The 1,292-nt window shown below is 69.6% G+C and carries 1 pseudogene; it reads left to right on the top strand.

Features of this window, described 5'->3' with window-relative positions:
- Positions 1–180: 180 nt before the first annotated feature.
- Positions 181–1,176, top strand: a pseudogene (locus tag G3N93_RS40430) (sugar-binding transcriptional regulator); the annotation flags it as partial.
- Positions 1,177–1,292: the final 116 nt, after the last annotated feature.

The following is a 1,292-nucleotide window of genomic DNA, read 5'->3' as shown; positions in this document are numbered from 1 at the left end:
ATACACGCCGGATGCCGCGCGCCATGCGCTGCTGCGCGAACGCCTCGATGCATTCCGCGCGCTGTACCGCCACGTGCGGCCGCTGTACGAACCGTCGCGCACCCGGCTCGCGTAAGCGCCGCACGTCACGCGTGGCGGCAGTCAGCCGCGCGCGCGACATGCGGTACAGTGGATGCCGTCATGCGGCCCATCGGCCGGCCCGCGGGGCGCCCCCCAGATCCGAATCGAATCGCTATCGTGTCCAAGTCCTCAGAAAAACTCGATCTCGCCACGCGTGCCGCGTGGCTCTACTACGTCGCGGGCGACACGCAGAACGAAATCGCGGAAAAGCTGCAGGTGTCGCGCCCGGTCGCGCAGCGCCTCGTCGCGTTCGCGGTCGAGAAGAACCTGATCCGCGTGCGCGTCGACCACCAGCTCGCCGACTGTCTCGATCTCGGCGCGCAACTGTCGAAGCGCTACGGCCTCGCGATGTGCGAGGTCGTGCCCGTCGATGCCGACGCACCCGACGCGATCGACCGCAAGCTCGCAGTCGCCGGTGCGCAGGTGATGGAGCGCTACCTGAACGAAACGCGGCCGATGGTGATCGCGGTCAGCAGCGGCCGGACGCTGAAGGCCGCGGTCGCGCAGATCGCGCAGATCGACCGACCGCAGCACCGGCTCGTATCGATGGTCGGCGCGATCGCGGCCGACGGTTCGTCGAACCGCTACGACGTCGCGCAGTACATCTCCGAGAAAACCGGCAGCAAGCATTTCCTGCTGCCCGCGCCGCTGTTCGCCGACAGCGATGCCGAGCGCGCGCAGTGGTGCAATCACCGGCTGTACCGGATCGTCGAGGCGCTGTCGGGCAAGGCCGATGTCGCGTTCGTCGGGATCGGCAACATCGGCCCGCACTGCCCGCTCTACGAAGACGGCTTCATCACCGAACAGGAGCGCGACGAGATGACCGCGCTCGGCGCGGTGGCCGAACTGCTCGGCGTGCCGATCGACGCGCAGGGCACGCAGATCGCCGTGTCGACGAGCGCACGCGTGACGAGCGTGTCGCTCGCCACGCCGCCGAAGCGCCCGACGATCGCGTTCGCCGGCGGACCGAAGAAGCGCGATGCGGTGATCGCCGCGCTGCGCGGCGGCTGGCTGTCGGGGCCCGTCACCGACGAAACCTGCGCGCGCGCCGCGCTCGACGAGATCGGAAGAGCGTCGTGGAGGGACAGACTGCGCGCCAGCGGCGAGCTCTCCGTGGGCGACGCGGCAGTGAAGAACAAACCCACCACACACGTCCTCCGCCGCCCGCCCCC

Origin of the sequence: Burkholderia sp. Se-20378 (genome assembly GCF_017104665.1) — a bacterium.
Classification (GTDB): Bacteria; Pseudomonadota; Gammaproteobacteria; order Burkholderiales; family Burkholderiaceae; genus Burkholderia; species Burkholderia lata.
The sequence above is the reverse complement of the archived record's forward strand: the minus strand, read 5'-3'. Positions and strand labels throughout refer to the sequence as shown.